This is a genomic window from Streptomyces sp. NPDC054765 (genome assembly GCF_053612065.1).
The window spans coordinates 99,143-123,983 of record NZ_JBSHBP010000010.1; the positions used below are offsets into that span (position 1 = coordinate 99,143).

The 24,841-nt window shown below is 71.6% G+C and carries 21 protein-coding genes and 3 tRNA genes; 14 read left to right on the top strand and 10 right to left on the bottom strand.

What is annotated here, in order from left to right; translation table 11 throughout:
• Positions 1 to 163 precede the first annotated feature (163 nt).
• Both ACWGJY_RS09595 and ACWGJY_RS09600 read left to right on the top strand, forming a co-directional pair.
• Complete coding sequence (locus ACWGJY_RS09595; protein ID WP_453260214.1) at positions 164 to 841, top strand: GntR family transcriptional regulator; 678 nt, start codon at positions 164 to 166, stop codon at positions 839 to 841.
• A 106-nt stretch (positions 842 to 947) separates the two neighbouring features.
• The gene (locus ACWGJY_RS09600; protein ID WP_453260215.1) at positions 948 to 1,598 is read left to right on the top strand and encodes a hypothetical protein; all 651 of its coding nucleotides are present in this window, start codon (positions 948 to 950) and stop codon (positions 1,596 to 1,598) included.
• A gap of 201 nt (positions 1,599 to 1,799) precedes the next feature.
• Here the strand turns inward: ACWGJY_RS09600 and ACWGJY_RS09605 are convergent, their stop codons facing one another.
• Positions 1,800 to 2,564 carry an SLATT domain-containing protein gene (locus tag ACWGJY_RS09605; protein ID WP_453260216.1) on the bottom strand — a complete coding sequence of 255 codons (765 nt, stop codon included), beginning with the start codon at positions 2,562 to 2,564 and terminating at the stop codon, positions 1,800 to 1,802.
• 288 nt (positions 2,565 to 2,852) lie between these two features.
• On the opposite strand from ACWGJY_RS09605, the gene purD reads away from it, so the two are divergent.
• The 3 genes from purD (at position 2,853) to ACWGJY_RS09620 (ending at position 8,263) form a co-directional block, all read left to right on the top strand.
• Positions 2,853 to 4,127, top strand: a complete 1,275-nt coding sequence (purD, locus tag ACWGJY_RS09610; RefSeq protein WP_453260217.1) for a phosphoribosylamine--glycine ligase — start codon at positions 2,853 to 2,855, stop codon at positions 4,125 to 4,127.
• Between the two features lie 476 nt (positions 4,128 to 4,603).
• Positions 4,604 to 6,409: a hypothetical protein gene (locus tag ACWGJY_RS09615; protein WP_453260218.1), complete on the top strand. Its 1,806-nt coding sequence runs from the start codon at positions 4,604 to 4,606 to the stop codon at positions 6,407 to 6,409.
• Between the two features lie 372 nt (positions 6,410 to 6,781).
• Positions 6,782 to 8,263, top strand: coding sequence for a N,N-dimethylformamidase beta subunit family domain-containing protein (locus ACWGJY_RS09620; protein WP_453260219.1), 1,482 nt, complete (start codon positions 6,782 to 6,784; stop codon positions 8,261 to 8,263).
• A 134-nt stretch (positions 8,264 to 8,397) separates the two neighbouring features.
• Here ACWGJY_RS09620 and ACWGJY_RS09625 read toward each other — a convergent pair whose 3' ends face one another.
• Entirely contained in the window at positions 8,398 to 9,297 is a 900-nt protein-coding gene (locus ACWGJY_RS09625) for a LysR substrate-binding domain-containing protein (protein ID WP_453260257.1), read from the bottom strand.
• 185 nt (positions 9,298 to 9,482) lie between these two features.
• Between ACWGJY_RS09625 and ACWGJY_RS09630 the strand changes: the two genes are divergently transcribed.
• Positions 9,483 to 10,775: an MFS transporter gene (locus tag ACWGJY_RS09630; protein ID WP_453260258.1), complete on the top strand. Its 1,293-nt coding sequence runs from the start codon at positions 9,483 to 9,485 to the stop codon at positions 10,773 to 10,775.
• Positions 10,776 to 10,873: 98 nt separating this feature from the next.
• Positions 10,874 to 11,773: a phosphoribosylaminoimidazolesuccinocarboxamide synthase gene (locus tag ACWGJY_RS09635; RefSeq protein ID WP_453260220.1), complete on the top strand. Its 900-nt coding sequence runs from the start codon at positions 10,874 to 10,876 to the stop codon at positions 11,771 to 11,773.
• Positions 11,774 to 11,959: 186 nt separating this feature from the next.
• Here the strand turns inward: ACWGJY_RS09635 and ACWGJY_RS09640 are convergent.
• From ACWGJY_RS09640 to ACWGJY_RS09675, 8 genes are all read right to left on the bottom strand, one after another.
• Positions 11,960 to 12,032 (bottom strand) — tRNA-Gly (locus ACWGJY_RS09640).
• Between the two features lie 54 nt (positions 12,033 to 12,086).
• Positions 12,087 to 12,692 (bottom strand): response regulator transcription factor, encoded by a 606-nt coding sequence (locus tag ACWGJY_RS09645; protein ID WP_453260259.1) that lies wholly within the window; start codon positions 12,690 to 12,692, stop codon positions 12,087 to 12,089.
• A gap of 91 nt (positions 12,693 to 12,783) precedes the next feature.
• Positions 12,784 to 14,040, bottom strand: coding sequence for a sensor histidine kinase (locus tag ACWGJY_RS09650; RefSeq protein ID WP_453260221.1), 1,257 nt, complete (start codon positions 14,038 to 14,040; stop codon positions 12,784 to 12,786).
• 38 nt (positions 14,041 to 14,078) lie between these two features.
• Complete coding sequence (locus ACWGJY_RS09655; RefSeq protein WP_453260222.1) at positions 14,079 to 14,897, bottom strand: ABC transporter permease; 819 nt, start codon at positions 14,895 to 14,897, stop codon at positions 14,079 to 14,081.
• Positions 14,894 to 15,988 (bottom strand): ABC transporter ATP-binding protein, encoded by a 1,095-nt coding sequence (locus ACWGJY_RS09660; protein ID WP_453260223.1) that lies wholly within the window; start codon positions 15,986 to 15,988, stop codon positions 14,894 to 14,896. The genes ACWGJY_RS09655 and ACWGJY_RS09660 overlap by 4 nt, the downstream gene beginning before the upstream one ends.
• 223 nt (positions 15,989 to 16,211) lie before the next feature.
• Positions 16,212 to 16,284, bottom strand: a tRNA-Gly gene (locus tag ACWGJY_RS09665).
• 73 nt (positions 16,285 to 16,357) lie between these two features.
• A tRNA-Gly gene (locus tag ACWGJY_RS09670) sits at positions 16,358 to 16,429 on the bottom strand.
• 119 nt (positions 16,430 to 16,548) lie between these two features.
• Positions 16,549 to 16,869, bottom strand: coding sequence for a histone-like nucleoid-structuring protein Lsr2 (locus ACWGJY_RS09675; RefSeq protein ID WP_340485238.1), 321 nt, complete (start codon positions 16,867 to 16,869; stop codon positions 16,549 to 16,551).
• A gap of 300 nt (positions 16,870 to 17,169) precedes the next feature.
• Here ACWGJY_RS09675 and purS point away from each other — a divergent pair, with 300 nt between their 5' ends.
• The 7 genes from purS (at position 17,170) to purF (ending at position 24,822) form a co-directional block, all read left to right on the top strand.
• Positions 17,170 to 17,415 carry a phosphoribosylformylglycinamidine synthase subunit PurS gene (gene purS / locus ACWGJY_RS09680; protein ID WP_030086196.1) on the top strand — a complete coding sequence of 82 codons (246 nt, stop codon included), beginning with the start codon at positions 17,170 to 17,172 and terminating at the stop codon, positions 17,413 to 17,415.
• The gene (purQ, locus tag ACWGJY_RS09685) at positions 17,412 to 18,092 is read left to right on the top strand and encodes a phosphoribosylformylglycinamidine synthase subunit PurQ (protein WP_453260224.1); all 681 of its coding nucleotides are present in this window, start codon (positions 17,412 to 17,414) and stop codon (positions 18,090 to 18,092) included. The genes purS and purQ overlap by 4 nt, the downstream gene beginning before the upstream one ends.
• Complete coding sequence (gene purL / locus ACWGJY_RS09690; RefSeq protein ID WP_453260260.1) at positions 18,092 to 20,371, top strand: phosphoribosylformylglycinamidine synthase subunit PurL; 2,280 nt, start codon at positions 18,092 to 18,094, stop codon at positions 20,369 to 20,371. The genes purQ and purL overlap by 1 nt, the downstream gene beginning before the upstream one ends.
• Positions 20,372 to 20,519: 148 nt before the next feature.
• Entirely contained in the window at positions 20,520 to 21,032 is a 513-nt protein-coding gene (locus tag ACWGJY_RS09695; protein ID WP_453260225.1) for an ArsR family transcriptional regulator, read from the top strand.
• Positions 21,033 to 21,068: 36 nt separating this feature from the next.
• Positions 21,069 to 21,905, top strand: coding sequence for a M23 family metallopeptidase (locus ACWGJY_RS09700; RefSeq protein ID WP_453260261.1), 837 nt, complete (start codon positions 21,069 to 21,071; stop codon positions 21,903 to 21,905).
• 164 nt (positions 21,906 to 22,069) lie between these two features.
• Positions 22,070 to 22,867, top strand: a complete 798-nt coding sequence (locus ACWGJY_RS09705; RefSeq protein ID WP_453260226.1) for a sterol carrier family protein — start codon at positions 22,070 to 22,072, stop codon at positions 22,865 to 22,867.
• Between the two features lie 395 nt (positions 22,868 to 23,262).
• Complete coding sequence (purF, locus tag ACWGJY_RS09710) at positions 23,263 to 24,822, top strand: amidophosphoribosyltransferase (protein WP_453260227.1); 1,560 nt, start codon at positions 23,263 to 23,265, stop codon at positions 24,820 to 24,822.
• The last annotated feature ends 19 nt before the right edge of the window (positions 24,823 to 24,841 follow it).

Here is a 24,841-nt window from a genome sequence, read left to right on the forward strand (position 1 = left end):
CCCGCCGGGCGACGCCGTCGGGGTGAGCGGAACCGCAGGTCACGGGCGTGGCCCGGGGCCGACCGGCGGTCACCTCGCGCGGCGTACCGGCACGGCCCTCGCCTATCGTGGGCGGGGGCCGCTCCCACCTGCGCGGTCAGGGACGTCGAAGGAGACGCACACGATGGCCGCCGGCGGAGACAGCCCAGTCATACAACGCAGCACCCTGCGTCAGCAGATCGCCGAGGCACTGCGTGACGAGGTGCTGGCCGCCCGGCTGCCGTCCGGCCACCCCTTCACCGTCAAGGAGATCGCCGAGCAGTACGGCGTCTCCGCCACCCCGGTGCGCGAGGCGCTGCTCGACCTGTGTGCGCAGGGCCTGCTCGACGTCGAACAGCACCGCGGCTTCAAGGTGCACGCCTTCACGGCCGACGACTTCCGCGCCATGGTCGAGGCCCGCACCCTGATCATCGAGGGCATCTTCCGCAGCGGCGCCGAGCGGGCGCTGCGGGACACCCCCGCCGAGGTGCTGATCTCCATCCGGCGCCGCGCCGACGAGGCCGAACGGGCCGCGCGGGGCGGCGACCTGGACGTGCTGATCGGCTACGACCTGCGGTTCTGGCGCGAGCTGAGCTGCATGGTGAACAACGCCTACATCAGTGACTTCCTGGACCGGATCCGCGTCCAGACATGGATGTTCGCGGTGCCGCTGCTGCGCCGCGAGGCCGACCTCAAGGGGCATCTGTGGTCGGCGCACAGCGCGCTGGCCGACGCGCTGCTCCAGCACGACCTGCCCGCGGTCCAGCGGCTGATCGCGGAGTACAACGAGCACTCCCTCGCTCTCGTCGGAACGCGCGGCTAGCACTACGCTGTCCCGACCATCGGCCGTAATGGGCCGTAATGGGCCGTACCCGTAGCTGTACGTGCGCCCGGTGTCCCTGTTCCCGACCGGAAGCGAGCCCTCACTCGTGGCATGTGACCTGTGGCTGGTACCCCTCGTCGATGTGCTGTGCCACAGCCCCGACAACCCGTTCTCCGAAGAGATCGCCGTCTACGACAAGGCCCTGACGGAAGCGGGCCTGCCACCGGTCCCGGTCTTCAGCTATATGCCCGGCCTGTCCGGTGACGTCGCCCCCGTCGCCGGCTTCGACTACGACGCACTGCACTTCCTGCGCCGTGCCTACCTGCTGCGCCTGTGCGGCCTGGAGGTGACGCCGGTCGACGAACTGGGCGGCGACTACGAGCAGTTGCTGGAGATGTTCGAGACCACCGCCCAGCAGTCCCATCTGGTGTGGCACTACGACCATGCGGGCGCGTACGTCCCGGTCGACTTCCCGCACCCGCTCGCCGATGACGAACTGCTGGAGGGCGGCGGCCCGCTGGGTTCCTCGCACGGCCTGCTGCGCGAGCTGGAACTGGTTGCGCCATCTCTTGGTATCGATCCGGCCAATCCGCCGGCCGCCCCCGCGCCGCCGGCCGGCCCCACCTCTCTGGAGGAGCGGGCGGGCGCGGTGCCCCTGGACGACAGCCCGTTCGCCCGGGAGCGGCATGTGTGGCTGGGCCTGCACGCGGCCGCCACCCGAAGCCTGGGGCAGGGCTCCATGATCGTCTTCAGCTGATACGGGACCGGTGCGGGCGGGGACGGCCGGGGGAGCGCACTGGGGCCGTCCCCGCGCCGTACGACCGCGGTGCCGTACGACCGCGGTGCCGTACGACCGCGGTGCCGTACGACCGCGGTGCCGTACGACCGCGGTGCCGTACGACCGCGGTGCTGTACGACCGCGGTGCCGCGCGCATACGGAGGCGCGGGCGGCCGGTCCTCAGCGCGGCGACTCAGGCGGACGCTGCCGGGGCATGTTCGGGCGCGCACCGGGCGGCGGCAGCGGGAACCGTCCCGGCTGCCCCGCACCCTCCTGCCGCGCCGCCGCCCACGGCACCATCGACTGGGTGGTCTGCGGCACCGGACCGGCCCGGAACTCCGCCATCCAGTCCGCCGTCTCGGCCCGCACCAGCTCACCGAGGTCCTCGTTGAACCGCCGCAGCACGCCTAGACAGCGTTCCGCCGCCTCGCCCGCCGTGCCCTCGGCCGGCCCGAGCACCTCACGCACGCTCTCCACCGCCCAGTCGAACTGCAGCGCCTCCAGCCGCCGGTGAATCGCCTGGGCGGTCGCCAGATCCCGCATCCAGCCCGCGGTCACCCCGAAATACCGGTCGCCGCCCACGCAGACCGCCGCCAGCAGCAGCGACAGGCAGCCCCAGGGCGCCCCGCCCTCCCAGATCCCGGCCAGATCCAGCAGCGGGAGCACCCCGCCCATGGCCACTCCGGCCGCGGCACCCAGCCGCAGCGCCCGCGCGCCGCGGCGCTTGGCCAGGCGGCCGTGCAGATACCAGTCGGCGGCGCGCAGCGCGCCCGCCTCGGTCCAGAGATAGAGCGTGTCCAGCCGGTCGGCCGGCTCCCCCCAGTCGCCGAGCGGAAAGACCCGCCCCGCAAGATCCTTCCGGCCGCGGCCCCGGCTGCCGCTCTCCCGCGTGGGGCGGCCGCCCTCCCGAGGGGGCCCCTCGGGCTGCATCTCCGGATGACTCACCCGTGCACTCCCTCTCTATAGCTCTCCACGGATACGTGCGGTGCATGCGTGACGTACGAGACGGCCGTTGCGCACAGCCCCCTTCCTACCGCCGAACGGCTGGCGTCGGCCCCACGATCACGCTCTTTCCGCCCGGAAGTGGTGCGGGATCGGATATAAGGCCGCCGGGTATCTCACCCGAAAGAGTTGCCACCGCGGCGACGCACGGTTTCCGGCCGCGCCCGGCCCTCCCGCCGCCCGCGCCCGGCCGCCGTCCGGCGGCCCGGCACTCTCGTCTAGGCTGCCACCGTGAAGGTCCTCGTCATCGGCGGCGGCGCCCGCGAACACGCCCTGTGCCGCTCTCTGTCCCTCGACCCCGACGTCACCGCGCTGCACTGCGCTCCCGGCAACGCCGGCATCGCCGAGGTGGCCGAATTGCACGGGGTCAACGCCCTCGACGGCGCGGCCGTCGCCGAACTCGCCGCCGGTCTGCAGGCCGATCTGGTCGTGGTCGGCCCGGAAGCCCCCCTGGTGGCGGGCGTCGCGGACGCCGTACGCGCCCGTGGCATCCCGGTCTTCGGCCCCTCGGCCCAGGCCGCCCAGCTGGAGGGGTCCAAGGCTTTCGCCAAGGACGTGATGGCCGCCGCGGCCGTCCCCACCGCCCGCAGCTACGTCTGCACCACCCCCGCCGAGGTCGACACGGCCCTCGATGCCTTCGGTGCTCCCTACGTCGTCAAGGACGACGGCCTGGCGGCCGGCAAGGGCGTCGTGGTCACCGAGGACATCGCGGCGGCCCGTGCGCACGCCCTGGCCTGTGACCGCGTGGTCATCGAGGAGTTCCTCGACGGCCCCGAGGTCTCCCTCTTCGCGGTCACCGACGGCGAGAGTGTCGTCCCGCTGCAGCCCGCCCAGGACTTCAAGCGCGCCTACGACGGCGACCAGGGCCCCAACACGGGCGGCATGGGTGCGTACAGCCCGCTGCCCTGGGCCGACCCCCAGCTGGTCGACGAGGTCATGGCCACCGTCCTGCAGCCCACCGTCGACGAGCTGCGCCGCCGCGGCACCCCGTTCTCCGGGCTGCTCTACGCGGGCCTGGCGATCACCTCCCGCGGGGTGCGCGTGATCGAGTTCAACGCGCGCTTCGGCGACCCGGAGACCCAGGTCGTCCTGGCCCGCCTCAAGACCCCGCTCGCCGGTCTGCTGCACGCCGCGGCCACCGGCACCCTCGCCACCCTCCCTCCGCTGCGCTGGAGCGACGGCGCGGCGGTCACCGTCGTCATCGCCTCCCACAACTACCCGGACACCCCGCGCACCGGCGACCCGATCGACGGCCTCGCCGACGTCGCGGAGCAGGACGGCCCCAAGGCGTACGTCCTGCACGCCGGTACCCGGCGCGACGACTCCGGAGCGGTGCTCAGCGCGGGCGGCCGGGTGCTGTCCGTCACTGCCACCGGTGCCGACCTCACCACCGCCCGGCAGCGTGCCTACCGCGCCGTCGGCCGGATCTTTCTGGACGGCTCGCAGCACCGCACGGACATCGCCGCCGAGGTCGCGGACGCGGCGGTCCGGGCGCAGGGCGCGTAGGAACTCTCCGGCCCCGGTCCGGCGGACCGGGCCCGGCGCGCGCCGGGCGTGCGGGCGCGCTCGGCGCGGCCGCTCCGGTCGGTAACATCTCTCCTGGGGCATATGCCACATACGTTGACATGTGCCCCAGTCCTCCCGGCGCAGACCGGGCCGGGGTGTCCACGGCCCATACCCGCCCGCCACCGGTTCCCGGCTTTCCCCAAAGCCATTCCATCGAGTGACCGCACCAGGTATACGGCTGACGAGGCCCGCACCCCCAACTAGGGTGCCGCGCAAGCGTCCTGTGACTGCCGGGCCGGAATCCGGCACGGTTGCCACGGCGGCGTCCGGCAAGTGGCTCACCGGCATTGCGATGTCAGTGGCCGGTGCCACAGTGGTGGTGGAGTGCCCTCGCTCCGCACCTCGCGCAATTCTCGTACGTCCGTCCCGTGTTCTCTCCGTCCGGCTCCTCAGGACAGCAGGGGGTGTACAGGCTCGTGGCAAGTCCGGAAACAGGCGTCCTGGCGGCGCGTGCCCGCGCCCTCGCCGTGCTGCGGATCCGCAGCACCGCACTGGCCGTCGCACTGCTGCCGGCGGCCGTCGCCGTCGTGCTGTTCGCCGGCCGGGCGACCGGCCATCTCGGCGCGGGCGCGGGCTGGGATCTCGCCCGCTGGATCGCCGGCGGCCTCGCGGTGCTCAGTCTGCTCCTGGCCGCGCTGGTCGCCGTCGTCGTCGCGCGCGCCAGACCCGCGCTCAGCCCGTCCGTGCCGATCTCCGAGAAATCGGCCCCCGATCTCTACCGCCTCGTCCGCGATCTCGCCGACCGCCTCGAGGTCCCCGCGCCCTCGGCCATAGCGCTCACCCCGGACTGCGACAGCTGGCTGGAGGACCGTACGCACCGCGCTCACGGCCCGCCCCGCCGCGGGGGAGCGGCCGCCGGCGAAGGGCGCCGGACGCCCGAGGCGCCCGTCCTGGTCATCGGCTCCCCCTTCCTGTGGTGGATGCGGGTCGCCGAGCTGCGCGCCCTGCTGGCCCCCGTCGTCGCCGGCACCGGCCCCTCCGCCCACCCGGACATAGCCGCCGCCCGCCGCTTCATCCGCGGCCTGGACGCCGCCGTCGCGGTCGCGGCCCGCGCCCGGGGACCGCTGCGCGCGCTCCCGCTCCGCTTCGTCGGCCGGGTCGCGCGGCTGCTGCTGCGCGCCGGCCGCGAACACGCCACGATCATGGAACGCGCCGTTGCGGCCGCCGCCTCCGAGCGCGCCCAGACCGTCGACTACGGCCTGCGGATCGTCGCCCAGGAACAGGTCGGCCTCGCCTACGCGGGCTGGGACCGGCTGCTGACCCGGGTCGCGCTGCCCGCCTGGCGGATGGGCCGCTGGCCCTCCCGGCTGGACGCCGGTGTGGTCGCTGCGCTCACTGAACTCTCCCGCCGCGACCGCCTCGCCAACGGCTTCGCCTCCCGTCTCGGCGAGCGCCCCGCCTGTGACCTCCTGGAGGAGCCCGGCGCCATCGACCGCGCCGCCTCCCTGCTGGCCGCCCGCCTCTTCCACGGCGGCCCGGCCGAGGCGGGACCGGACTGGTCGCCGGTCGGCTGGAACCAGTACCCGGAAGAGGTCGTGGACCGGAAATGGCGTCTGGAGGCCGCCCGTCTGCACCGCGTTCTCGACAACCTTCCGGCGACCGCGCTCCCGGCGGCGGCCCCCGCCCCGGACCCCGCCTCCGCGCCGCCCCTCTCGTACGCCCGCTCCTCCGCCCGTACGCCCGCCGGCCACCACCCGGCCGGCCACCGACCCGCCGACCCGCCGGCCGCCGACCCGCCCGCCGCACCGGCCCCGGGTCCGACGCTGGCCCGCGTCATCGACCGGCTCGTCCAGGACGAGCGGGCGGGCGACCTGGTCGCCGCCGGGCTGGGCGCCGAGGTCGCGCGCGAGGAACGCGAGGAAGCCGCCCGGCAGGCCGCCCGCGGCGGCCCCTCGCAGGACGCCGCCGCCGGCCTGGCCTGGGGCGACGGCTTGGTCGCCGAGGGTGGCCTGCCGCTGTTCCCGCTGCAGCCGCCCCGTACGGGCCGCGAACTCCTCGCCGACCACGTCACCGCCATGGTCTGCTGCGCCGCCGTCGACACCGCCGGCGCCGCCCCCGGCCTGGACTGGCTCGACGGCCCGGCGCTGCTGGTCGACGGCGCCCGCCGCGCCGACTTCGGCCGCCCGGTGCTCAGCCTCGTCGACGACGGCGATGCGGAGCCGCTCCGCGGCTGGCTGATGACGATCGGCGTACGCCCCGAGAAGCCGGTCCGGCTGGTGTGAACGGTCCGACCGGTAGGGAGCGGTCCGGCTGACAGAAACGGTCCGGCAGACGGAAACGGTCCGGACCGTAGGCCGGTAGGGCCGGTAGGGCCGGTCCCGCCGGTAGGAACGGTCCCGCCGGTAGGAACGGAAAGCCGCACTTATCCGCCCGGCGGGGGCCGGGGCCGTCGTTCCGGATCTCCCGCACCACCGGCTGAATGTTCCCTTCCAGTTCGCATTTCGGGTGCGGTGCCCTCTAAATTCACGACGAAGGGTGACGAAGTGAGTGCGTAATGTGATGTGCTGGGGGATGGCCGGCCGGGTTAGCCCGGACGGACGCAGCACCGGCCCGATCGGTCGCGGCCGATCGGGGACGCGGGAGGGGAGTGGAAGGTGGCGACGGATCAGATCAGGCGCTGGGAGTCGGGCGCGCTCGCCCACGCGGTCACGGACCCGTTCGGCCAGGGCCCGCTGCCCTGGCTGCGCGGCAGCGAGAACTACTTCGACTCCGGCCGCATCATTCCCTGGTACGTCAACCCCGCCGTCGCCCAGGGCGATCTGCGGGTGCCCGCCCCCAGCAAGCACAACGGCCCGCGGACCGCCGATGACGTCCACCGCCAGATCAAGGGCTTCGCCGGCCCCGGCGCGGTGGCCCCCGGCGAGGCCATCGACTTCCGGGTCTCGGTCGATCCACCCCAGCCGTTCAACATCGACATCTACCGCATCGGCCACTACGCCGGCACCGGCGCCTCCAAGATCACCACGAGCCCCCGGCTGGCCGGCATCGTCCAGCCGCCCCCGCTGACCGCCGACCGCACGGCTTCGTGCCACCACTGGTGGCTGTCCTGGCGCCTCCAGGTCCCCACCTACTGGCAGCTCGGCGCGTATGTCGCCGTGCTGACGACCGCCGACGGCCGCTACCGCTCGCACATCCCCTTCACGGTCCGCGACAACCAGCCCGCCGACCTCCTCCTGCTGCTCCCCGACATCACCTGGCAGGCCTACAACCTCTACCCGGAGGACGGCCGGACCGGCGCCAGCCTCTACCACGCCTGGGACGAACAGGGCGCCCTGCTCGGCGAAGCGGACGCCGCCACCACCGTCTCCTTCGACCGCCCCTACGCCGGCGCAGGACTGCCCCTCCATGTCGGCCATGCCTACGACTTCATCCGCTGGGCCGAGCGCTACGGCTACGACCTCGCCTACGCCGACGCCCGCGATCTGCACGCCGGCCGCGTCGACCCGTCCCGTTACCGCGGCCTGGTCTTCCCCGGCCACGACGAGTACTGGTCGGTGCCCATGCGCCGTACGGTCGAGCACGCCCGCGACACCGGCACCTCCCTCGTCTTCCTCTCCGCCAACACCATGTACTGGCAGGTCGAACTCTCCCCGTCCCCCTCGGGCCCGGACGCCCTGCTCCACTGCCGCAAACGCCAGGGCCCCGGACGCCCCGCGCTCTGGCGGGAGCTCGGCGACCCCGAACAACGGCTGATGGGCATCCAGTACGCGGGCCGGGTCCCCGAGCCGGCCCCCATGGTCGTCCGCAACGGTGCGCACTGGCTGTGGGACGCCACCGGCGCCCACGAAGGCGACGAACTCCCCGGCCTGGTCGCCGGCGAGGCCGACCGCTACTTCCCGCGCACCAGCCTCCCCGAGCACACCCATCGCATCCTGCTCGCCCACTCCCCCTACCGCGACAGCGAAGGCGCCCGCCGCCATCAGGAGACTTCCCTCTACCGCGCCCCCAGCGGCGCCTGGGTCTTCGCCTCCGGCACCTTCGCCTGGTCCCCGGCCCTCGACCGCCCCGGCCATGTCGACGAGCGCGTCCAACGCGCCACCGCCAACCTCCTCGACCGCATCTGCAAACGCGACTGAGCCCGTCCGCCATCCGCCATCCGCCATCCGCCCGAGGCTCGCCTGGGCGCAACGCCCCGCCTCCGCGCAACGCCCCGCCCGTCGTCCGCCCCCTGCCGCGCCCCGCCCGCCGAGGGGGCCGCGGCCTCCGCCTGCTAGCGCGCGGCGGCCGGCCCCAACTCCCGTGCCAGCGCGACCGTCAGCGCCCGGAAGATCCGCACCTCCGGATTCGGGTCCCCGGCGCGAGTGGCGAGCACGCTCTGCGCCCACGGCGCGTCCAGTACCGGTACGAACACCGCCCCCGGCCACGGGTAGTAGCGCGCGAACGACTTCAGCCCCGAGCCCGCTCCCCGCCCCGCCGCCACGCTCGTCAGCACATCCTGCGGGGTCAGCGCGTGGTCGAGGCCGCGTCGCCGGCCCTCGTTGAAGTACAGGTAGTCGGTGAAGGGCTGCGGTGTGTGGGAGGGCAGCCGCAGATACGGCAGGTCGATGATGTCCGGCATCCGCACCCCTTCCTGTGCGGCGTCCGCGAGCGGTGACGCCGCCGGCACCGCCACGATCCGCTGCTCGGTCGTCAGCACATCGATCTCGATCTCCGCACTCCGGACCAACGGCCGCACGAACGCCACGTCCACCCGGTCCTCGCACAGCGCACTGCAGTGCTCGGTAAAGGTCAACTGCTCCAGCGACAACGGGACGTCGGGCCGCGCCCGGCGGAAGGCGCTGATCGCGGCCGGGGTCACCTCCGCCGATCCGTGCCCCATGACGCCGACCCGCAGCGGCCGGGCCGGCGCCGTCCCCTGCGCCACGTCCGTCACATCGTCCATGGCGGCGTTGGCGGCGGCGAGCAGCGTACGGGCGTGGGAGACCAGCCGCCGCCCCGCCGCGGTCGGCACCACGGGACTGCGCTCCAGCAAGGGCGTGCCGAACTCCCGCTCCAGTTGCTGTACATGGCCGGTCACCGCCGCGCGAGACAGAAACAGCCGGGCCGCCGCCCGCCCGAAGTGCCCTTCCTCGACCACGGCAAGGAAGGAGGAGAGCCGCCGCAGATCCATGCGGTCCACAATAATTCCGGGCCCGCGCCGCCACAGGGGGTCGTTCACTTTTCCTGAACGGGGGAGGCGCCGCGGCCCGCGCGGCCCGTACAAAACGTTCCATGACGACCACGGCACCCCCTGCCACACCCCGCACCACCCGCCGGCCGCTCGGTCACCGCCACTGGCTGCGCACGGGCTGGGTGATGACCACCTCGGGCTGGAGTGCCAACCAGTTCTCCGCCCTCCTCGGTGCCTACCACTCCGGTCTCGGTCTGACCGTGGCCACGACCACCGCCCTCTTCGGCGTCTATGTCCTGGGCCTGATCCCCGGCCTGCTCCTGGGCGGTCCGGCCGCCGACCGCCGCGGCCGCCGCCCCGTCGTCTTCGCCGCTCTCGCGCTCTCCGCGCTGGCGACCGTGCTGCTGATGGCAGGTTCGGTGGCCACCGGCCTGCTGTGGCCCGGCCGCTTCCTGACCGGGATCGGCGCCGGCGCCCTGCTCGGCGCCGGAAGCGCCTGGATCAAGGAGCTGTCCTCGCCTCCTTATGACACCCGCGCCACGGGCGGTGCAGCGGCCCGCCGCGCGGGACTCTTCCTCTCCGCGGGCTTCGCCGCCGGGGGGCTGGTGGCGGCGCTGACAGCCCAGTGGGCCCCGGCGCCCATGATCACGGCGTACCTGCCCCACCTCGTCCTCTCCGCGGCGGCCGCGCTCCTGGCGGCCCGCGCGCCGGAAACCGCCCGCACCGGCAGCCGGCCGGCGGCTCCCGGGCCGGATGCCTCCGCGTCGGTGCCGGCAACCGTGCTCGATGCCTCCGCGTCGGTGCCGGCAACCGTGCTCGATGCCTCCGCGTCGGTGCCGGCAACCGTGCCCGACGGCTCGACGACGGCCCGGACCGCCGCGCCGCCCGGCCCCGCACCGGAACCGTCCACCGCCCCCGGCCCGGCCTTCCGCCATCTGGTCGCCCCCGTCGCCCCCTGGGTGTTCGTCGCCCCCAGCATCGCCCTCGCCACCCTCCCCGGGCTCGTCGATGCCCGGCTCACCGGCTGGCAGACCGTGTACGCCGGGATCGTCACCGCCGTCACCCCCGGCACCGGTCTGCTCGTCGCACCCCTCGCCCGACGCCTCGCCGCCCGGCACCGTGTCGCCACCGCCGTGGCCGGACTCGCCGCCGTCATCGTCGGCCTGCTCCTCGCCGCCTTCGCGGTGGCCCGCATCCGGCCCGACGCCGCACTGCTCGCCGCCGCCGTACTCGGCGCCGGATACGGACTGTGCGTGGCGTACGGCCTCACCGAGGTCGCCGCCCTTGCGCCCCCGGACCGGCTGGCCCGTCTGACCGCCCGCTTCTGGGCCCTGTGCTACCTGGGCTTTGGCACCCCGTACGTGATCACACTGCTCACCGGCCCGTTCGCCCCGGCCACGGTGTTGCTCGCCGCGGTCGTTCCGGCCGCGGCCACCCTCGCGCTGATCGCCCGCCGGGGCGCCCGCGCCACCGTCTGACGCCCGGCTCCACCGGCGTACCCGGCCCCCGTCCGCCACCACCGCCCCGCGTAAGGGAGAATCGGTATGACTCCTGGATCAACCTACGCGGAGGAAGCGTGCCCGGTTTTGTAGAAAAGCCTGAGCCGGTGGAGGTTCCCGGGCTCACCCACCTTCACACCGGCAAGGTGCGCGGCCTCTACCAGAACGCCGCCGGTGACCTGATCATGGTCGCCAGCGACCGCACCTCCGTCTACGACTGGGTGCTGCCCACCGAGATCCCGGAGAAGGGCCGCGTCCTCACCCAGCTGTCCCTGTGGTGGTTCGAGCAGCTCTGTGACCTGGTCCCGCACCATGTCGTCTCCACCGACGTCCCGGCCGGCGCCCCCGCCGACTGGGCGGGCCGCACCCTGGTCTGCAAGTCGCTGCGGATGGTCCCCGTCGAGTGTGTGGCCCGCGGCTACCTCACCGGCTCCGGCCTCGCCGAATACCGGCAGACCCGTACGGTCTGCGGGCTGGCCCTCCCCGAGGGCCTGGTCGACGGCTCCGAACTCCCCGCGCCGATCTTCACCCCGGCCACCAAGGCCGCCGTCGGCGACCACGACGAGAACGTCTCGTACGAGGAGGTCGCCCACCAGGTCGGCCCCGAGGTGGCCGCCCAGCTTCGGCAGACGACCCTCGCCGTCTACGGCCGGGCCCGTGACATCGCCCGGGAGCGCGGCGTCATTCTGGCGGACACCAAGTTCGAGTTCGGCTTCGACGGCGAGCAGCTGACCCTGGCCGACGAGGTTCTGACGCCCGACTCCTCGCGCTTCTGGCCCGCCGACCTGTGGCAGCCGGGACACGCCCAGCCCTCGTTCGACAAGCAGTTCGTCCGCGACTGGCTGACCTCCCCCGCCGCGGGCTGGGACCGTACGGGCGAGCTGCCGCCGCCCGCCCTCCCGCATGAGATCGTCGCGAGCACCCGCGCCAAGTACGTCGAGGCCTACGAGCGCCTCACGGGCCTCAGCTGGTCCTGACCTCTCTCCGGCCCGGGGCCGCCACCCGGCCCGGGGCCGCCACCCGGGCCGGGCCCGCCACCCGGCGGGGCCCGCACCGGGCCGGGCCGGCCGGGACAACCCGTACGTCCCCAGGCGCCACCGCACCCCCTGTCATACGAAAAGGCCCCGTCCGGCATCACTGCCGGACGGGGCCTTCTTCTGCTGAGCGGACGACGAGGCTCGAACTCGCGACCTCAACCTTGGCAAGGTTGCGCTCTACCAACTGAGCTACGTCCGCATGCTCCGGGCACAAGCTCCTGGAATCAGTCGCCGCCGCGCGGTGCGGGCACCACTATAGCCAACCTCGCTCCCGGGCGAGGCGCGCCGCGGCATGACGGTTCTCAGCGCCCAGCTTCGCGGTCGCCGACGAGAGGTAGTTCCGCACCGTCCCCGGCGACAGCGACGCCCGCTCCGCGATCTCCGTGACCGGCGCCCCGTCCTCGGCGCATTCCAGCACTTCCGCCTCCCGGACCGTCAATGGCGACTCTCCGGCGCTGATCGCATCCGCCGCCAACTCCGGGTCCACATAACGGTTTCCGGCATGGACCGTGCGTATGATCTCCGCCAGCCGCTGCGCCGACACCGTCTTCGGCACAAACCCCCGTACCCCGGCCTCCAGCGCCCGCTTCAGATGTCCGGGCCGCCCATGACTCGTCACGATCATGGATTGGCACCCCGGCACCTCACCCCGCAGCGATGTGGCCACCGCCACACCGTCCGCCCCCGGCATCTGCAGATCCAGCACCGCCACATCCGGTCCGTGGGCCCGCGCCATCGCCCGCGCCTCCGGACCCGAGGCCGCTTCGGCCACCACCAGCAGATCGTCCTCCAGTGACAACAACGCCGCCAGCGCCCCCCGGATCAGATGCTCGTCATCCGCGAGCAACACCCGGATCATCGCGTCACGCACCCGTCACTCACCCCGCCACCGCCTCTCCACCCACCACGAACCCCCGAACCGAGCCGTCCATACCGTCCATACCCTCGCCCTATCCCGCAGCCGCTGCCATCGGGAGTTCGACCGTCAGACGGTAGGAGCCGTCCAGGACCGGGCCCGAGGTCAGGGTGCCGCCCAGGGGATGGAGCCTTTCCTGCAGTCCCTTGAGGCCGTTGCCGGGGAGCGCGCCGGCGCCGGGCGGGGCCGGCGGGTGGGTGACGCCGTCGTTCTCCATGGTCATCACGAGCACCGAGCGCTGCGGATCGATCCGGGTCCGCACCGCACAGCGCCGCACCGCGGCAGCATGCCGCAGGACGTTCGTGGTGCCTTCGCGTACGACCCAGCCGAGCGCCGACTCCACCTCCGGTGACAATGGTGTCTCCGCCTCGCCCTCGACGCGGCAGTCCACCCCGGCCGCGCGCAGGATGGAGCGGGCGCCAGCCAACTCCGCCTGCAGATCGGCCTTCCGGTAGCCGCGCACCACCTCCCGCACCTCCCGCTGTGATTCCTGGGCGATCCGCTGCACCTCCACCATCTGCTCCATGGCCTCCGGCCGCTCCCGCCGGGCCAGCTGGACCGCCAGTTCGCTCTTCAGGGCGATCACCGCCAGATTCCGGCCCATGACGTCGTGCAGATCCCGGCCGAAGCGCAGCCGTTCCTCGGCGATCGCGAGCCGTGTCTCCGTGCTGCGCGCCGCGTCCAGCTTCTGGAAGACGCCGAGTGTCCAGCCCGTGGGCCGGGCCGTACCGAAGCTCCACACGCCGGCGACGACCATCAGGATCGCCAGGGCCAGCGGGACCGGCCAGGACCCCGTGATCAGGGCGAGCAGCAGGATGAGCGCCGCGGCGGCGCCGGCCAGCGTTGCCAGAAATCTCCGTTTGGACACCACCAGGCAGTACGCCATGAAGAACGGTGTGAGGGTGGCGCAGAGCGCCACGGCCACCGTGCCCAGGCTCTCCGTGTCGGCCGTTCCCGTGACCGCGACCAGTGTGCACAGCGCGATCTCGGCGGCGAGGGTCAGCGCACCCGAGACGAGCAGCAGACTGTGCGGTGTCGCCCTCAGCTTCAGATAGCGGTCCAGAGCCCGCTTCAACAGCGGTACGGCGAGCACACCCTGCACCACATTCAGTGCCCCGGCGACAGCGGCCAAAGTGAGCGGCAACGGGTTGTCTGCCGTCCGGCCCATGAGGGGCGCGACCCCGCCGTACACGGAAAACCAGGGGAGGGCGTACAGCGTCCAGCGGAAGTACGCATCGACCATGCCCAGCTGGCCCCGCCGCCGCCACATCGCCCGTAGCCGTCCGATCATGCGCTGCCCGCCCCCGTCGTCCCGATCGCCCTGTGTCGCTAGCGCCGCGGCTCCCAGCGGAACCACCGCTGTACGGCCAACAGCGCGAGCCCGGCCCAGACCACGCCGGTAATCAGCTGCTGCACCGTCTGCTTGACGTCACCGCCGCCGGTCCAGCCTGCCCGTATCAGCTCCATTGCCGGTGACAGCGGGAGGAATTCGAGGAACGCGGCGACGTTCTTCGGAAAGACGTCCAGCGGAACCATCATCCCGGACCCGGCCAGCGACACCAGGGTGAAGGGGAGCACGGTCAGTTGAGCGGCCTCGCTGGACTTTGCGAAGGCCGAGGACGCCGCTGCGAGCCCGATGACCACGACCATGCCGAGCAGCACCCCGGCGATCAGGAGGTGCGGCGCCGTGGGCAGTCCGGTGTCCAGCGCCAGGCTGCCGAGGACGATGAGGAGCGCGCACTGCGCCAGCCCTATCAGCGCGGAGGGCAGCGCGGTGCCGGTCAGTATTTCCAGGTCCCGCAGCTCTCCGGTGCGCAGCCGTTTGAGCACCAGTTCCTCGCGCCGGGCGACATAGGCGCCGGTGAGGTTGGAGTAGACGGCAAAGATCAGCACGCATCCGAGAGTGCCGGGCAGCAGCATCGTTTCGACCGATAGCCCCGTGCCGGCCAGGTTCATCGAGCTGACCGTCTGTTTCATGGCGACCGCCATGGCAATCGGGAGGATCAGCGACACATACAGCGCGGTCTTGTTGCGGCCGAGAAGCGTCAACTCGGCCCGCCCCAGGGAGAGTAGACGGCCCACGGTGCGGGTTTCCGCGGGAATTTTCGTCCGCACCTTGCCGGCGGCTTCGGTCGTACCTGCACTCATGTGTTCTCCAGCCCCTTTGCGATGTGCAGAAATGCCTCTTCCAGGGACGCGGATCTGACGTCCAGGCCGTGCAGCGTGATCCCCTTGTCCCGCGCCCAGAGCAGCACTCCGGTCGCGGCCCGCTGCAGTTCGTCCGTCCGCAGCCGGACCGTGCGCCCGCTCACCTCATGGCCGATGACGCCCAGTTCCCCCAGCGGCGGGAGATCGCCGAGCTGGAAACCGTGGGGCAGCTCGAAGGAGAGGTGCGAGGGGTGCGCGGCGACCACGTCCGCCACATGTCCCGACGCCGCTATCCGCCCGTCGTGCAAGATCGCCAGCCGGTCCGCCAGCGACTCGGCTTCTTCGAGATAGTGCGTGGTCAGCACGATCGTGGTCCCCGAGTCCCGCAGCTCCCGGACCAGTTCCCAGGTGGCATGGCGCGCTTCGGTGTCCAGCCCCGTCGTCGGCTCGTCCAGGAACAGCACCTCGGGCCGCCCCAGCAACGCCAGCGCGAGGTCCAGCCGACGGCGCTCGCCCCCGGACAGCTGCTTGACCCGGACATCTCTGCGCCGGTCCAGCCCCACGGAGCCGAGGGCTTCCTCGACCGAACGCGCCCCGCTGGTGCATCCCGCCCACATCCGCAGGGTTTCCGCCGGCGTCAGCTCGGAGGGGAAGCCGCCCTCCTGCAGCATGACGCCGATACGGGGCCGCACCTTGCCCCGCTCATGGAACGGATCATGGCCGAGGACCCGGACCCGCCCGGTGGTGGGCGCGGCCAGCCCCTCCAGCAGTTCGAGAGTGGAGGTCTTGCCCGCGCCATTGGTCCCCAGGAGCGCGAACAGCTCGCCGCGGTCGACGGAGAAGTCGATACCGCGCACGGCCTCAAAACCCTCCCGCGCACCCGGTCGGCTCCGCGCTCCGACCCCACCGGGCGTTCCGCCGCCCCCGCCCCGCTCCGGCTTCTCCTTGGTACGTTGCCCGGCGGTGCCGTAGCGCCTGCGGAGTTCGGTGACTTCGATCACGCCGATGCCGGAGCCGGCGTCGGAGCCGGAGCCGGCGCCCGCGGCGATGCCGCGCCCGGCCTCCGCGATGGTTTTCTCCCCGATGTTCATGAGTCCAGCGTTTCGCCGGATCAAGGTTCCGGGCAGTGCGATCTGTCATCGCAGCCGATGACAAATGTCAGTTGCCGGCGCCGGACGCGAGGGGAAGCGAGGGGAAGCGAAGGGAAGCGTGGGGAAGCAAGGGGAAGCGACGGGAGAGGCAGGAGCGAGTCGAGTGGCCCGGAGATAAAAGAAGAAGGCCCCGGTCGCAATGACCGGGGCCTTCTTCTTTCTGAGCGGACGACGAGGCTCGAACTCGCGACCTCAACCTTGGCAAGGTTGCGCTCTACCAACTGAGCTACGTCCGCAGGCATCCACTCGGCTTTCACCGAGCGGCGCGACAGCTACTGTACCTGATCCAATGACCGGTCGAGCTGTCAGAGCGGGTGACAGGGATTGCACACTGCGCCTCCCCCTTGGAAAGGGGGCGCTCTACTACTGAGCTACACCCGCGTGACTCCGTGAGGTCCGGCCTTTCGGCCTCGCCCCTCGGCGTGCTCCAGACTCTAGCTGATCAGTAGGGGTGCTGTGCAAGTCGGCTGCGCCCGAGCCGGGGGACGCCGGCAAGTCGGTTAGTGGTTGGCGGCGTTGAAGGCCTCGTAGACCTTCTTGGGGATCCGGCCGCGCGGGGGGACGTCCATCTGGTGGGAGCGGGCCCAGGCGCGGACGGCCGCGGGGTCGGGGTTCACCGCGGTCCGGTGGTAGGCCTTGCCGGACTTGGCCCGCTTGCGGCCTGCCTCGACGAACGGAGCGAGGGCACCGCGCAGTTTCTTCGCATTGGCGGGATTGAGGTCGATCTCGTACGACTTCCCGTCCAATCCGAAGGTGACCGTCTCTGCGGCTTCTCCTCCGTCGATGTCATCGGAGAGCGTTACTACTACGCGCTGCGCCACGGATATCGGTCCTTTCGGGGAGCAACCCCTTGTTGACATGGGGTGATGCTCCGGATCCGGCTGATCGGAATCAATGCTTTTTCATTTGTACAGCGATGGGCATTGCATTGTGAAGCCCAGTTAATTTTGTCAGCGTGTCTTCCCGCAATCCGGACCCCGGATCTTTTCGAGAATTTTTCCTGAGCCGCACTCCTGCCGATACCGGTCCGTGATCGGTCCTCCCGCATATCTATGCGCGTAGATTTTCGAACACGGTACTGTGAGGACACCGCCTTACGCACCACACCACCGGGAGTGCCAGTGGCACGCGTCGTAGTCGACGTCATGCTCAAGCCGGAGATCCTCGACCCGCAGGGGCAGGCGGTGCAGCGCGCACTGCCACGCCTGGGCTTCGAGGGGATCGCCGACGTCCGTCAGGGCAAGCGTTTCGAACTTGAGGTGGAGGGTCCGGTCGACGACGCCGCCCTCGCTCGCATCCAAGAGATGGCCGAGACCTTCCTCGCCAACACCGTCATCGAAGACTTCACCGTGCGGGTCGACTCATGACCTCGCGGATCGGAGTCGTTACCTTCCCCGGCACGCTCGACGACCGCGACACCCAGCGCGCGGTCCGGGTCGCCGGTGCCGAGGCGGTGCCGCTGTGGCACCGCGACAAGGACCTCAAGCAGGTCGACGCCGTGGTGCTGCCCGGCGGTTTCTCCTACGGCGACTATCTGCGGGCCGGGGCCATTTCCCGGTTCTCGCCGGTGATGGAATCGGTGATCGAGCAGGCCAGGGCCGGTATGCCGGTCCTGGGTATCTGCAACGGCTTCCAGGTGCTCACCGAGACCCACCTGCTGCCCGGCGCCATGCTGCGCAACAACCACCTGCACTTCATCTGCCGCGACCAGAAGCTGCGGGTGGAGAACGTGGAGACCTCCTGGACCGCGGACTACACCTCCGGCCAGGAGATCAGCGTTCCGCTGAAGAACATCGACGGCCGGTACGTCGCCGACGAGCGCACGCTCGACATGCTGGAGGCCGAGGGCCGGGTCGCCTTCCGCTACCTGGACGGCAACCCCAACGGCTCGCTCCGCGATATCGCCGGCATCACCAATGAGGCGGGCAATGTCGTCGGCCTCATGCCGCACCCCGAGCACGCCGTGGAGCCGCTGATCGGTACGGGCCGTACCGACGGCCTCGGATTCTTCACCTCGATCCTGAAGAAGCTGGTCAACGCATGATGGCCGAGCGAAGCGAGGGCACCATTAAGCACAGCCTCGACACCGTCAAGCACGCAGCCGAGACGCCGGACACCGACCAGCCGTGGGCCGAACTCGGCCTGAAGCAGGACGAGTACCAGCGCATCCGGGAGATTCTCGGCCGCCGTCCCACCGGCGCCGAACTCGCCATGTATTCGGTGATGTGGTCCGAGCACTGCTCCTACAAGAGCAGCAAGGTCCATCTGAAGCAGTTCGGCGAGAAGGCCCCCGAGAACGACGCGCTGCTCGTCGGCATCGGCGAGAACGCCGGTGTCGTCGATGTCGGCCAGGGCTACGCCGTCACCTTCAAGGTGGAGTCCCACAACCACCCCTCGTACATCGAGCCCTACCAGGGCGCGGCCACCGGCGTCGGCGGCATCGTCCGCGACATCCTCGCCATGGGAGCCCGCCCCGTCGCCGTCGTCGACCCGCTGCGCTTCGGCGCCGCCGACCACCCCGACACCAAGCGCGTCCTGCCGGGCGTGGTGGCCGGTATCGGCGGTTACGGCAACTGCCTGGGCCTGCCCAACATCGGTGGCGAGGTCGTCTTCGACGCCTGCTACCAGGGCAACCCGCTGGTCAACGCCGGCTGCATCGGCGTCATGAAGCACGAGGACATCCACCTCGCCAAGGCGTCCGGCGCCGGCAACAAGGTCATCCTCTACGGCGCCCGCACCGGCGGCGACGGCATCGGCGGTGTCTCCGTGCTCGCCTCGGAGACCTTCGACGACACCAAGCCCGCCAAGCGCCCCGCCGTCCAGGTCGGTGACCCCTTCCAGGAGAAGCTGCTCATCGAGTGCACCCTGGAGATCTTCAAGGAAGACCTGGTCGACGGCATCCAGGACCTCGGCGGCGCCGGGCTGTCCTGCGCCACCAGCGAGCTGGCCTCGGCCGGCTCCGGCGGTATGCGCGTCGAGCTGGACACCGTCCCGCTGCGGGACTCCTCCCTCTCGCCCGAGGAAATCCTCATGAGCGAGTCGCAGGAGCGGATGTGCGCGATCGTCGAGCCCGGGAAGGTGGACCGCTTCCTGGAGATCTGCGAGAAGTGGGACGTCATCGCGACCGTCATCGGCGAGGTGACCGAGGGCGCGCAGCTGGAGATCTTCTGGCACGGTGAGCAGATCGTCGACGTACCGCCGCGCACCGTCGCCCACGAGGGCCCGGTCTACGAGCGCCCGTACGCCCGGCCCGACTGGCAGGACGCCCTCCAGGCCGACGACGCGGCCGGGCTGCCCCGCCCGGCGGACGCCGACGAGCTGCGCGCGCAGGTCCTGAAGCTGGTGGCCTCGCCCAACCAGGCCTCGAAGGCGTGGATCACCGACCAGTACGACCGGTTCGTGCAGGGCAACACCGTCCTGGCGATGCCGGAGGACTCCGGCATGGTCCGGATCGACGAGGACACCAACCTCGGTGTCGCGCTCGCCACGGACGGCAACGGACGCTACGCCAAGCTCGACCCGTACGCGGGCGCGCAGCTGGCGCTGGCCGAGGCGTACCGCAATGTCGCCGCGTCCGGTGCCAAGCCGCTGGCGGTCTCCGACTGCCTGAACTTCGGTTCGCCCGAGGACCCGGCCGTGATGTGGCAGTTCGCCGAGGCCACCCGCGGTCTCGCCGACGCCTGCCAGACCCTCGGTACGCCCGTCACCGGCGGCAATGTGTCGCTCTACAACCAGACCGGCGAGGTGGCGATCCACCCGACCCCGGTCGTCGCGGTGCTCGGCGTCATCGACGATGTGAACCGTCGTACGCCGATCGCGTTCGCCGAGGAGGGCCAGCTGGTCTACCTGCTCGGTGACACCGGTGAGGAACTGGGCGGTTCGGCCTGGTCGCAGGTGGTGCACGACCACCTCGGCGGTCTGCCGCCGAAGGTGGACCTGGAGCGCGAGCGGCTGCTCGCCGAGGTGCTGATCTCCGCCTCCCGTGACGGCATGATCGACGCCGCGCACGACCTCTCCGACGGCGGTCTGATCCAGGCCCTGGTGGAGTCCTGTCTGCGCGGCGGCAAGGGTGCCCGCCTCGTCGTTCCCGACGGGCTGGACCCCTTCCTGCTGCTCTTCTCCGAGTCGGCGGGCCGCGCGGTCGTCGCCGTTCCGCGCAGCGAGGAACTCCGCTTCACCGACATGTGCGGGGTGCGGGGGCTGCCGGCCACCCGGATCGGTGTGATCGACGGCGAAGAGATCGACGTCCAGGGTCAGTTCAGCATCCCGCTGAGCGAGCTGAAGGACGCGCACGAGGCGACGATCCCGCATCTGATCGCCTAGTACTCCGCCGGGCCGGTGGCCCGGGAAGCCTGAGCCGAAACGGCCCGTCCGGCGGGCCGTTTCGGCTGTTTCCGGGAGATCTCGTACCCGTTCTTCCTGAATGCCTTCACGCCTTGCCTGAAGTTACGTAATTACGTAATCTCTCCACATGGATCTCGAACAGCGGCTGGCCGGGCTGGAACGACGGCTGGCCGCGCTGGAACGGGCCGCCGACCGGCCGGCCACCGCGCCCGAGCGGGACCCCGACGACCAGCTGTGGGCACTGAACGGCCTGAAGGCCCAGCTCGCCGAGCTGGGCGCCGACAACGGCGGAGTGCTCTTCGCCGGGGCGGTGCGGACACCGGCCGGACAGCGCTACGAGTGGCAGTACGGCCTGCCCACCGACACCGTCCTGGAAGGTGACCGGGCGGAGGCCGCCGCATCGTTCGCGGCCCTCGGCCGGCCCGTACGGCTGCGGCTGCTGCGCGAGATCCTCGGCGGCCGCTGTACCGCCGCCGAACTCACCGAGCTGGACGGAATGGGCACGACCGGCCAGATCTACCACCACCTCCGGCAGCTCACCGCCGCCGGCTGGCTGCACACGGCCGCCCGGGGCGGTTACGAGGTCCCGGCCCACCGGGTCGTACCGCTGCTGGTGATGCTGACCGCCGCCGGGCGCTGACGCCCGGCCGACTTCAGGGGGAAGAAAATGAAGTCCATACCCTTGCGGAAAATCTCCGAACACTCCGCTCGTTTTTGCCTGTTGGCCTTCCTGGTCATGTTCGTGACGGGCTTCTTCGTCGACTTTCCGTATGGGTGGACCTGGGTCCCGCTGGGCCTCCATCTGCTGATCGGGTTCGGTGTGAACTGCCGGGTGGCCCGCGCGGAGGAGCACGCCTCGGCGGGCCCGGCCCCCGAGGCGCTGGAGGTCGGCGCGCCGGTCACCGGGCGCTGGAAGGCCCTCAACAGTCCTGCCGACAAGGTCCCCAGCCATGGCACCCGGGCATACGGACAGGCCTACGCCATCGACATCGTGGCGGAGCCCGAGCCCGGCTCCCGCCCCGGTTTCGGCTGGTGGCCCCTCGCCCGCCGCAACGAAGATTTCCCGGCCTTCGGCGTGCCCCTGCTCGCCGTCGACGATGCCACCGTCGTGCGGGCCGACGACCGGCAGCGCGACCACCTCAGCCGTACCTCGTGGCCCGCGGTGGTCTACTTCCTGGCCGTCGAGGGACTGGCCCGCACCCTGGGCGGTTCCCGCCGGATCATCGGCAACCACGTGATCCTCGACCTGGGCGACGGTGCGTACGCGCTCTACGCCCATGTCCGGCGCGGCTCGCTCACCGTCCGCACCGGCGACCGGGTGACGGCCGGGCAGCCGCTCGGCCGGTGCGGCAACTCCGGCAACAGCACGGAGCCGCATGTCCACTTCCAGCTCATGGACCACGCCGACCCGGAGACCGCCAGTGGTGTTCCCTTCACATGGCGGGGGATCGGCGTGCCGCACAACGGCGACCTCTTCGACGCCGACGCGCAGGTGACGACGCCCGCGAGCTGAGCGGCCCCGCGGCTTGCGCGGAAAACGGCCGAGGCGCCGGGCGGCACCGTGCGGGCAGGATGCGCGACGGCTCGCCGCGGGAATCCCGGCTTCGTCGCCGGATTCCCGGGACCGTCGTCACGTTCCCGGGACCGTTGTCACAGGTGCCGCCTAGGCTGATCGTCATGCCTCCTGCCACTCGGAAGCCGCGCGCCCGTCGGTACGACGCACAGAAGACCCGTGCCGCCGTCACGGCCCAGTTCGATCATGTCCGGGAGGCGGTACGGGGCCTTGCGCCCGAGCAGTTCGCGCTGCCGACCCGGCTCGGTGACTGGACGGTGCGGGAGCTGGTGGCGCATCTGTCCATGGTGGTCGGCAGCGTGGCGCGCAGTCTTGAGCAGCCGGTTCCGCCGCGGACGGAGGCAGCCCTGGTGGACTGGCCGTCCGCCGCCGCCCGGCTGGCCTCGTCCATCGACGACCGCACCCGCGCCCTGGCCGCCGCCCACGACCCCGTGGAGCTGCTGGAGCGCACCGCCGAGGAATACTCCCGCGTCCTCGCCCCGGAGCCCGACGACCGCCTGCTGGCCGTCCGCCCCGGTGCGATGCGGCTGGCCGACTACCTGGTCACCCGCTGTGCCGAACTCGTCGTGCACAGTGACGACTTGGCGGCGGCCACCGGCCTGCAGATCCCGTACGACCGTCAGGCCCTGGCCACCACCACCCGGCTGCTGGCCGACGTACTGGCCGCCAAGGCGCCCGGTAACGCGGTCGAGGTCCGGGTGCCGCCGTTCGCCGTGGTGCAGTGCATCGAGGGCCCCCGGCACACCCGCGGCACCCCGCCGAACGTCGTCGAGACCGACCCGCTGACGTGGATCCGGCTGGCCGCCGGCCGTACGACATGGGCCGAGGCGCTGGACGCGGCGACGGTCGGCGCCAGCGGCGAGCGGGCCGATATCGGCGGGTATCTGCCCCTGCTGAGCTGAGCTGAGCCGGGGCGAGCCGAAGGGAGGGGGCGGGCCAAGCGCGGTGGCGGGCGGCCGCCGGGCGGGCGCGCGTCGCCTATCTCACACCGGCAGGACGGCACCGTGTGATCACAAGTACCGCAAAGCGAGCAACGAGCCCATACCGGGCCGCCCGCGAAGGGCCCGGGAGCGGAACGTGGAAATCCGAGAAGGATGAGGAAAGCGCAGCTCAGCGCGGCGGGAACAAGATCAGCTGAAGCGTGGGACGCGGTGGTTGCGCGGCTTGCGGAGGGGGAGGGCGCGACCGGCCCGCGGCGGTCACGCCCACCGCGCTGCCCACGCCGTTCATGCACTCCTCCAGGTGCCGGGCCCTCCCCGGTTCGGATGAATGCGCGACCTGCCCTAGACTCGGGGTCGTGCCACGTGGTGACGGACGACTCAACCACGACCTGCTCCCCGGCGAGAAGGGCCCCCAGGACGCTTGCGGCGTCTTCGGTGTCTGGGCTCCGGGTGAAGAGGTCGCCAAACTCACCTATTTCGGGCTGTATGCGCTGCAGCACCGTGGACAGGAGTCCGCGGGCATCGCGGTGAGCAATGGCTCCCAGATCCTCGTTTTCAAGGACATGGGCCTGGTTTCCCAGGTCTTCGACGAGACTTCGCTCGGCTCTCTCCAGGGCCATATCGCCGTGGGCCATGCCCGCTACTCCACCACCGGTGCCTCGGTGTGGGAGAACGCCCAGCCGACGTTCCGTGCCACCGCGCACGGCTCCATCGCGCTCGGCCACAACGGCAACCTGGTGAACACCGCCGAGCTGGCGGATCTGGTCGCCGCGCTGCCCCGCGAGGGCGGCCGGGCGACCCAGGTCGCGGCCACCAATGACACCGATCTGGTGACGGCGCTGCTGGCCGGCCAGGTGGACGAGGGCGGCAAGCCGCTGACCGTCGAGGAGGCCGCCCCGCGCGTCCTGCCGAAGGTCATGGGCGCCTTCTCGCTCTGCTTCATGGACGAGCACACGCTCTACGCCGCCCGCGACCCGCAGGGCATCCGCCCGCTGGTCCTGGGCCGCCTGGAGCGCGGCTGGGTGGTGGCCTCCGAGACCGCCGCCCTGGACATCTGCGGCGCCAGCTTCATCCGCGAGATCGAGCCCGGCGAGATGGTCGCCATCGACGAGAACGGTCTGCGCAGCAGCCGCTTCGCCGAGGCCCGCCCCAAGGGCTGCGTCTTCGAGTACGTCTACCTCGCCCGCCCGGACACCGACATCGCCGGCCGCAATGTGTACCTCTCCCGGGTGGAGATGGGCCGCAAGCTGGCCGCCGAGGCGCCGGCCGACGCCGACCTGGTGATAGCGACGCCGGAGTCCGGCACCCCGGCCGCCGTCGGGTACGCCGAGGCCAGTGGCATCCCCTACGGCTCGGGTCTGGTGAAGAACTCCTACGTCGGCCGGACCTTCATCCAGCCCTCGCAGACCATCCGCCAGCTCGGCATCCGCCTCAAGCTCAACCCGCTCAAGGAAGTCATCCGCGGTAAGCGCCTGGTGGTCGTCGACGACTCGATCGTCCGCGGCAACACCCAGCGGGCGCTGGTCCGGATGCTGCGCGAGGCCGGTGCGGCCGAGGTCCACATCCGGATCTCGTCCCCGCCGATCAAGTGGCCGTGCTTCTTCGGCATCGACTTCGCCACCCGCGCTGAGCTGATCGCCAACGGGCTGAGCGTGGAGGAGATCGGCAAGTCGCTGGGCGCCGACTCGCTCGCATACATCTCCATCGACGGCATGATCGAGGCGACCACGATCGCCAAGCCGAATCTGTGCCGCGCCTGCTTCGACGGCGAGTACCCGATGGAGCTGCCCGACCCGGGGCTGCTGGGCAAGCACCTCCTGGAGTCGGAGACCGCGAGCGGGACGAAGTCCGACGTGGACGGCGTCCAGACGCTCACCGCCGGGGTCGGCGGGGCCGACGCGCTGCGTCGCCCGTAGAGCTCGTACACACACGACA

Excerpts from the sequence above, each read along its gene's own strand:
- ACWGJY_RS09595 (WP_453260214.1), top strand. The coding sequence starts at position 164 with ATGGCCGCCGGCGGAGACAGCCCAGTCATACAACGCAGCACCCTGCGT.
- ACWGJY_RS09625 (WP_453260257.1), bottom strand. The coding sequence starts at position 9,297 with ATGGATCTGCGGCGGCTCTCCTCCTTCCTTGCCGTGGTCGAGGAAGGG.
- ACWGJY_RS09630 (WP_453260258.1), top strand. The coding sequence starts at position 9,483 with ATGACCACCTCGGGCTGGAGTGCCAACCAGTTCTCCGCCCTCCTCGGT.
- ACWGJY_RS09645 (WP_453260259.1), bottom strand. The coding sequence starts at position 12,692 with ATGATCCGGGTGTTGCTCGCGGATGACGAGCATCTGATCCGGGGGGCG.
- ACWGJY_RS09650 (WP_453260221.1), bottom strand. The coding sequence starts at position 14,040 with ATGATCGGACGGCTACGGGCGATGTGGCGGCGGCGGGGCCAGCTGGGC.
- ACWGJY_RS09655 (WP_453260222.1), bottom strand. The coding sequence starts at position 14,897 with ATGAGTGCAGGTACGACCGAAGCCGCCGGCAAGGTGCGGACGAAAATT.
- ACWGJY_RS09660 (WP_453260223.1), bottom strand. The coding sequence starts at position 15,988 with ATGAACATCGGGGAGAAAACCATCGCGGAGGCCGGGCGCGGCATCGCC.
- purQ (WP_453260224.1), top strand. The coding sequence starts at position 17,412 with ATGACCTCGCGGATCGGAGTCGTTACCTTCCCCGGCACGCTCGACGAC.
- purL (WP_453260260.1), top strand. The coding sequence starts at position 18,092 with ATGGCCGAGCGAAGCGAGGGCACCATTAAGCACAGCCTCGACACCGTC.
- ACWGJY_RS09695 (WP_453260225.1), top strand. The coding sequence starts at position 20,520 with ATGGATCTCGAACAGCGGCTGGCCGGGCTGGAACGACGGCTGGCCGCG.
- ACWGJY_RS09705 (WP_453260226.1), top strand. The coding sequence starts at position 22,070 with ATGCCTCCTGCCACTCGGAAGCCGCGCGCCCGTCGGTACGACGCACAG.